General features: G+C 67.5%; 6 protein-coding genes. 3 read left to right on the top strand and 3 right to left on the bottom strand.

Annotated elements, in window-relative coordinates; genetic code table 11:
- Positions 1–144: 144 nt before the first annotated feature.
- Together ACFW6D_RS31000 and ACFW6D_RS30995 are read right to left on the bottom strand one after the other, a co-directional pair.
- A complete protein-coding gene (locus ACFW6D_RS31000) occupies positions 145–1074 on the bottom strand; it encodes a TauD/TfdA dioxygenase family protein (protein ID WP_379334011.1) in 930 nt (309 codons plus the stop codon).
- 102 nt (positions 1075–1176) lie between these two features.
- A complete protein-coding gene (locus ACFW6D_RS30995) occupies positions 1177–1947 on the bottom strand; it encodes a deoxyribonuclease IV (RefSeq protein WP_379334009.1) in 771 nt (256 codons plus the stop codon).
- Positions 1948–2068: 121 nt separating this feature from the next.
- Here ACFW6D_RS30995 and ACFW6D_RS30990 point away from each other — a divergent pair, with 121 nt between their 5' ends.
- The 3 genes from ACFW6D_RS30990 to ACFW6D_RS30980 all read left to right on the top strand — a co-directional run bounded on the left by ACFW6D_RS30990 (position 2069) and on the right by ACFW6D_RS30980 (position 6490).
- A complete protein-coding gene (locus tag ACFW6D_RS30990; protein WP_379334007.1) occupies positions 2069–3217 on the top strand; it encodes a serine/threonine-protein kinase in 1149 nt (382 codons plus the stop codon).
- A gap of 136 nt (positions 3218–3353) precedes the next feature.
- Positions 3354–5189: a serine/threonine protein kinase gene (locus ACFW6D_RS30985; protein ID WP_379334005.1), complete on the top strand. Its 1836-nt coding sequence runs from the start codon at positions 3354–3356 to the stop codon at positions 5187–5189.
- Positions 5165–6490, top strand: coding sequence for a protein kinase (locus ACFW6D_RS30980; protein WP_379334003.1), 1326 nt, complete (start codon positions 5165–5167; stop codon positions 6488–6490). The genes ACFW6D_RS30985 and ACFW6D_RS30980 overlap by 25 nt, the downstream gene beginning before the upstream one ends.
- Here the strand turns inward: ACFW6D_RS30980 and ACFW6D_RS30975 are convergent.
- Positions 6472–7314: a GNAT family N-acetyltransferase gene (locus ACFW6D_RS30975; protein WP_379334001.1), complete on the bottom strand. Its 843-nt coding sequence runs from the start codon at positions 7312–7314 to the stop codon at positions 6472–6474. The genes ACFW6D_RS30980 and ACFW6D_RS30975 overlap by 19 nt on opposite strands.
- Positions 7315–7321: the final 7 nt, after the last annotated feature.

The following is a 7321-nucleotide window of genomic DNA, read 5'->3' as shown; positions in this document are numbered from 1 at the left end:
TGCCCTCGCTGCGCTCGCGCCGCTGGCGCCAGTCTCGCGCGAACCCCGGCGGCCCCTCGGGGCCGCGACTCGAGCGCGCCAGCGCTCCAACAAACACAGCCCCCAACCACCCGGAACCACTCAAACCCCGAATCAGTACCCACCTCAGCTAGCCAACAACTCCACTTCCTCGATGATCGAGTAATCCTCGGCATTGCCCTTCAACACCGTGCTGGTCGAACCGTCGATACCGACCGGAACGTCACCAGCAAGCGTGATCCGGGTGAGCCGACGCGGCTGGTCGTCGTAGTCGTCGATGGCGTAGTGCTGAGTGGCACGGTTGTCCCAAATCGCGACGTCGCCGTCGGACCAGTTCCAACGCGTGGTGTTCTCGAGCTTGATGACCCGATCCTGCAACAACCGGAACAACTGCTCGGACTCCTTGGACGGAATCCCCACGAACTGCTTCACGAAGTGGCCGAGCAGCAGCGCACGCTCACCGGTCTCGGGATGTACCCGCACGACGGGGTGTTCGGTCTCGTACACATCCGACTGGAACTCCCGCGAGTACTCGACCTGCCCCGGCCGCACCCTGTCGACCGCCCCGGCGTAGTCGTAGAGGTTGGTGTGCACCGCGCGCAGGTTCTCGGCCAGTGCCTTGAGCGGCGCGGGCAGCGAGTTGTAGGCCGCGACCGTGGATGCCCAGGTGGTCGAGCCGCCATAGGTCGGCAGGTACTCGGCGCGAAGAATCGAGGCCTTCGGCACCCGGTCGACGAACGTCACGTCCGTGTGCCAGGAGTTGGCGCGGCCCCGCTCGGAGTCGATGGCCAGGCTCTTCACCCCGGCCGACTTCACCGTCGGATGCGGGGTGGTCGGCGTCCCGAGCAGCTCCGCGAATTCGTACTGACCGTCCTCGGTGAGGTGGTTCTGGCCGCGGAAGAAGATCACCTTGTGCTCGTTGAGCGCGCGACGGATCGTCGCCACGGTCGCCGCGTCCAGGTCACCACCCAGCCGGACACCATCGATCTGCGCGCCGATGTGGGCGCCGAGCTTGGTCACCGTCACGGTGGCGGGGATGGCGTGGTCGACCGTCATGGGGATCACCTTCACTGTCGTTCTCGATCGGTTGGTACGCGTCAAGCACACCGCGAATCGGGTTCGACAGACAGGTTTTGCCTCGTGGTGATCCCAACACCCTCAGCCGAGGTTCTCCCGCAGGTAGGCGAGGTCCTCGGCGACCCCGTCGGCCGGGGTTTCCAGGATCACCGGCGCACCAGCCGTGCGGCAGACCTCCGCCAATAGTTGCGGGTCGATGGTGCCGTCGGCGAAATTGGCGTGCCGGTCGGCGCCGGAATCGAATTCGTCGCGCGAGGAGTTCAGGTGCACGAGATCGATGCGCCCGGTGATCGCCTTGATCCGCTCCACCACACCGACCAGTTCCTCCCCACCGGCCCACGCGTGACAGGTGTCGAGACAGAAGCCCGCACCGTAGTCGCCGACCGCGTCCCACAGCCGCGCGATCGAATCGAAATGCCTTGCCATCGCGTGATTGCCGCCCGCGGTGTTCTCGATCAGGATCGGCACGGCGAACCCGCCCTTGTCCTGCTGACGTTCGAACAGCTTGCGCCAGTTGTCGATTCCGGTGTCGAACTCGGCATCGGAACGCACATGCCCGCCGTGCACGACCAGCCCGAACGCACCCAACTCGGCCGCAGCCTTCGCCTGCTGGGCCACCGCGTTGCGCGAGGGCATCCGCAACCGGTTGTTCAGGCTCGCCACATTGATCTGATAGGACGAGTGCACGACCACATCGATCGGACTGGCCAGAATCTCGGCGGCCTTGGGGTGCGGCTGGGGTTTGTCCCAGCTCTGCGGATCCACCACGAACATCTGGACGACTTCGGCACCGAGCTTCTCGCCGAAGCCGATCGGATCGCTCTCGTCGCGAACGTGTGCTCCAATGCGCATAGATCCCACCTTAATCTCGGGCACCGACAAACTTTTGCCCGCGATGTTGCACCGTGGTGGCTTCGGGAGATACATCGGTAGAATTCGGGCGGGTGCTCTGCCCTGGAGGGGGTGACTTCGCGTGTTGCGCAAAGGCGACGTGTTCGCCGGGTACACGATCCGGCGTGTGCTTGGCCAGGGTGGCATGGGCGTGGTCTACCTGGCCCGCCACCCACGTCTGCCCCGGCTGACCGCGCTGAAACTGCTCAGCCGCGAACTGTCCGCCGACGAGGAGATCCGCCGCCGCTTCGAACGCGAAGCCGACCTGGTCGCCCAGCTCGAGCACCCCAATATCGTCAATGTCTACGACCGCGGCAACGACGACGATCAGCTGTGGATCTCCATGCAGTTCGTGGCGGGCACCGACGTGGCGACCGCCGACGTGAACGTGCTGACGCCGGGCCGGGCAGTGCAGATCGCCGCCGAAACCGCCACCGCACTCGACTTCGCGCACGCGAGCGGCGTACTGCACCGCGACGTGAAACCGGCGAACATCCTGCTGGCCAAACCGCCGATCGGGCGCCCGGAACGCGTGGTACTCACCGACTTCGGCATCGCCGCGGTGCGCGACAGCGAGACCACCCTGTCCTCGGGCGACACGATCACCGCCACCCTGGCCTATGCCGCGCCGGAGCATCTGGCGGGCGCGCCGCTGGATCACCGCGCCGATCAGTATTCGCTGGCCTGCACGCTGTTCTGGATGCTCACCGGCTCGGTGCCGTTTCCGGGGCCGAGTCCGGGCGCGGTGATCCAGGCGCATCTGAGCAAGCCCCTGCCGCCGCTGCGCAGCCTGCGCCCGGATCTGCCCCCGACGCTCGACGCGGTGCTGGCCAGGGCCACCGCCAAGCGCGTCGATCTGCGATTCGACAGCTGCGCGGAGTTCGCCCATGCCGCCAAGGCCGCGCTGTTCGCGGTGCCTGGACCGTGGCATCACCAGCAGCAGTACAGCCCGACCGGCGTCGTGCTGCGCGCCCGCGAGTCCTACCCGCAGCCACCCCGGCCGCACACACCGGCGCAGCCCTACCGCAACGCGCCCCCGCCGACACCCCCGCAGCCGCACCCTCACGTGCACCCGACCACTCCCGCGCAGCCGCACACACACGCGCCGCGGACCGGTGGTCCGGCGGTGCCGCCGCGACGCGGAGCCACACGCCCCGGCACCATCGATTTCCCCGGTGGCCGTAACCATCCCGGCTATATCGTGCCGCCCCAGCAGCGGCGTCCGCCGTGATCGTGGCAGCTTTCGGCGGCGTCGCCGACTGATAGGGTTTCGTTGATTTTCCGTGGCGGGCAACCTCGGCCGCGGCTTTTATGCTGTACGCGCGTGCGCTGGTGGGTCCTGGCGTGCCGCGGGAAGTGGAGCAGACATGCTGGCCAACGGAGATGTCTTCGCCGGCTACGTCATCGAACGGCAGCTCGGTCGTGGTGGCATGGGTTCGGTCTATCTGGCCAAGCACCCTCGCCTACCGCGGATGACGGCGCTGAAACTGCTCAACCGCGAGATGTTCTTCGACGACGAGGTGCGCGCACGGTTCGAGCGCGAAGCCGATCTCGTTTCGCGCCTCGATCATCCGAACATCGTCACCGTCTACGACCGCGGCCACGACGACGAACAGCTGTGGATCTCCATGCAGTTCATCGACGGCGTCGACGCCGCCTCGGTCGATCCGCAGACGCTGCCGCCCGCCCGCGCGCTGCAGATCGTGAAGGAAACCGCCGACGCGCTCGACTACGCGCACGGCATGGGTGTGCTGCATCGCGACGTGAAACCGGCCAATATCCTCCTGGCCCGCTCGGGTGCGGGCCGTGGCGAACGGGTCTACCTCACCGACTTCGGCATCGCCCGATTGCGTGACGACACCGGCCATCTCACCCAGACCGGCACCTTCACCGCCACCCTCGCCTACGCCTCCCCCGAACAGCTCACCGGCGCCGCGCTGGACCACCGGTCCGACCAGTATTCCCTTGCCTGCGCACTGTTCTGGCTGTTCACCGGCTCTGGCCCGTTCACGGCGACCAACCCGGCCGCCGTCATCCAGGGTCACCTGCAGCAACCGCCGCCTGCCTTGAGCAGTTCGCGACCCGGGCTGTCCTACGCGCTGGACGGCGTGCTCGCCAAGGCGATGGCCAAACGGCCCGACGACCGGTTCGACTCCTGTTCGGAATTCGCCGCCGCCGCGATCGAGGCGTTGAACAGTCCGAGCGCACCCGCCATGCCGATCGTCGGTCCGCGACCGGGCACCGGCGGCGCGCACCCGATCGCCGGACGACCCACCACGGGCGGGGCGATTCCGCAGACCGGGTTGCCGTATCCCGTTGCGACACAAGGTCCGATGACCGGCGGCCCCATGGGTACCGCTGCGCAGAGTCCGCTCACCGGCGGCCAGATGGGCACCTCACAAGGCCCGATGACCGCCGGCCCGATCGGCACCGCCCAGGGCCCGATGACCGCCGGCCCGATCGGCACCGCGCACGGCCCGATGACCGGTGGCGCCCAGCGGCCGCAGACCAGCGGCCCGCAGAATCCCTATACCCAGCAGTCGCGTCCGCAATACCAGTCCGCGCCGCGTCCACAGGGTTTCGGCCAGTACCCGCAGCGACCGCCGTCGAAGTCGAACACCGGGCTGATCATCGGCATCGTCGTCGCGGTGGTGCTGGTGATCGCACTGCTGATCGGCATCGGCGTCGCGGCCAGTGGCGACGACACCGGCGGCGGCAACCGCACAACGACCACGACAGCGGCCCCCGTCATCACCCCGAGCGCCGAGGCCATCAGCGCCGAGTTCGGCCGGATCGTGCCCGCCACCACCGACGATTCCACCGGGTACAACGGCGCCACCTGCTGGTCGACCGACAGTGGCGATCCCCCGTCGCCCGCCGACGGCGAACCCGATTTCGGCGCATGGGCGCATCTGTGGAGTTGCTACGGCGGCGGCGACAGCGACGACCCGTTCTACCGGATCTACGCCTTCAACTCCGCCGCCGATGTGAAGTCGGTGCTCGACGGCCTGCCGACCAACACCAAGTCCATCGACAGCAACGGCGGCAAGCAGTACACCAACTACAAGTTCAGCGACAACGGGAACAAGATCATCACGCAGTTCACCGGCGACCCCGACCGCGCCCAGTTCCTGATGTACACCGACGGGTACGGCACCGCCGACGAGGTGCTGCGCTGGTGGCGGACGGCCCCGCTGAACTGATGTCGACACAGATGGACGGCAGCGTTTTCGCCGGGTACACGATCGAGCGACTACTCGGCCGTGGCGGCATGGGCTCGGTGTATCTGGCGCGTCATCCGCGGCTGCCCCGGCGCACCGCGATGAAGCTGCTGAACCGGGAGTTGTTCTTCGACAACGAGATCAGGGCCAGGTTCGAACGCGAGGCCGATCTGGTTGCGCAACTCGATCACCCGAATATCGTCACCGTGTACGACCGGGGTGTCGAGAACGACCAGTTGTGGATCTCGATGCGCTTCATCGACGGTGCCGACGCGTCGTCGCTGCAGGCTCCCGTCGACCCGGCCCGCGCGGTCCGCATCGTCGCCGAAACCGCTGCGGCACTTGACTTCGCGCACAGCCGAGGGGTGCTGCACCGCGACGTGAAACCCGCCAACATCCTGATCGAACCGGTCGACGGCGCCGAACGCGTCTACCTCACCGATTTCGGCATCGCCCGCCTGCACAACGACAATGCCGTCAAACTGACCCAGACCGGAACCTTCACGGCCACACTGGCTTTCGCCTCCCCCGAACAACTGTCCGGCATCGCCCTCGACGGTCGCGCCGACCAATACTCGCTGGCCTGCACCCTCTTTCGCCTGCTCACCGGCACCACCCCCTTCGACGCCACCAACCCCGTCGCGGTGATCCAGGGCCACCTCCAGCAACCCCCACCCCGCGCGAGCACGCTGCGGTCGGGCATCACTCCCGCACTGGACGCGGTCCTCGCCCGAGCCATGGCCAAACGCCCCGAAGAACGCTTCGCCTCCTGCGCCGAATTCGCCGCGGCCGCACTGCAAGCCCTGTCCGGACACGCTGTCCCACCAGGGTTCCCAGGCTCAGCACCCACCTTGACCTATCCGCCGAACTCGCAGTACACCCCCGGCGGCGGCCACCCGATAGCAGGCCTGGGCGGACAGTCCGCCTGGCCGGTCGCAACGGATCAGCCTTGGGCCGCAAGTCAACCGGTGCCCGCGGGGCACAACCCGCAGTGGGCTCCCGGCCAGTCGTCGTGGCCTGCCGGAGTGGGCGGTCCATCATGGCCACCACAACACACGCCCAACGGGTCGTCCCATTATCAGCCGAGCGCACTCGCCCAGCGCTCCCGCGAAGCCGCGCAAGCCAGGACGACAGGCGAGCGCCCATCGGTGCGCGACCAGTATCTCGGCAAGAAGCGGGATTCACGCTGGAAGGCTTCGCCGATCGGCTGGCTCGCGATGCTCGCGATCGTCGCGTTCCTCGGTGTGATTTTCTGGATCCTGTTTTACGTCCCGATGGGCTGATCGGTCAGTTCGTAATGCACGAAGTCGCGCACCGGCTCGAAGCCGATGCGCTGGTAGATCTTGTTCGACGTCGGATTGGCCAGGTCGGTGAACAAACAGGCATCGGCGCCTTCGGCCCGGATCCGGCCCGCGACCGTCGCCGTGAGCGCGCTCGCGAACCCGTTGCCCCGGAACTGCGGTGGCGTGTAGACCGGCCCGATCCTGGCCCAGCCGAACACCGCCCCGTGCCGGGCGACCAGCGTGACGGGCGTCGCGTCGTGCTCCCACAACCACGTGGTTCCGGCCTCGATGCGCTTGCGCACCGCCGCTTCGTCGAGTCGATGCGTCACATCGGCCTCCACACCGAACGCCTCGATCATCGAGATGACGAGAGCAACGTCGTCGACAACGGCCTGGCGGGGAGCGCCGACGGCCTCGTGCCTGGAAAGTTCGCCGAGACCGAACAGCCGGGTCGAGTACTTCTCGCGAGAGGTACCGCCGCTCACCGCCGACCAGTGCGCCGCGAAGGCAGCAGCGTCGGCGTCGTCGCCTTCGACGCTGCGCAACACGATGCCACGAGCAAGGAAGGCATCGGCAACAGCCGAAATGCTGTGTGCGGGTAGTTCTCCGAGGTACACCGCACCGTTCGTGCACTGTGCGATGCCGACGACCGCGCCCGCGCTGTCGCGGACGGTCACGAATTCCGTCTCCATCGCACCGGACCTGCCGTTGATCCGGTTGACCAGGACCGTCGCGATCACCGTGTGGCGCAACGGGTCACGCCGCAGGAACGGCTCCACTTCGGTCAGGAGCCGGGCAGCGTCGGTGGTGATGTCGATGTGCACCACACCG

Origin of the sequence: Nocardia sp. NPDC058705 (assembly GCF_042749305.1) — a bacterium.
GTDB lineage: Bacteria > Actinomycetota > Actinomycetes > Mycobacteriales > Mycobacteriaceae > Nocardia.
This window is presented reverse-complemented; position numbering and strand designations above follow the sequence as displayed.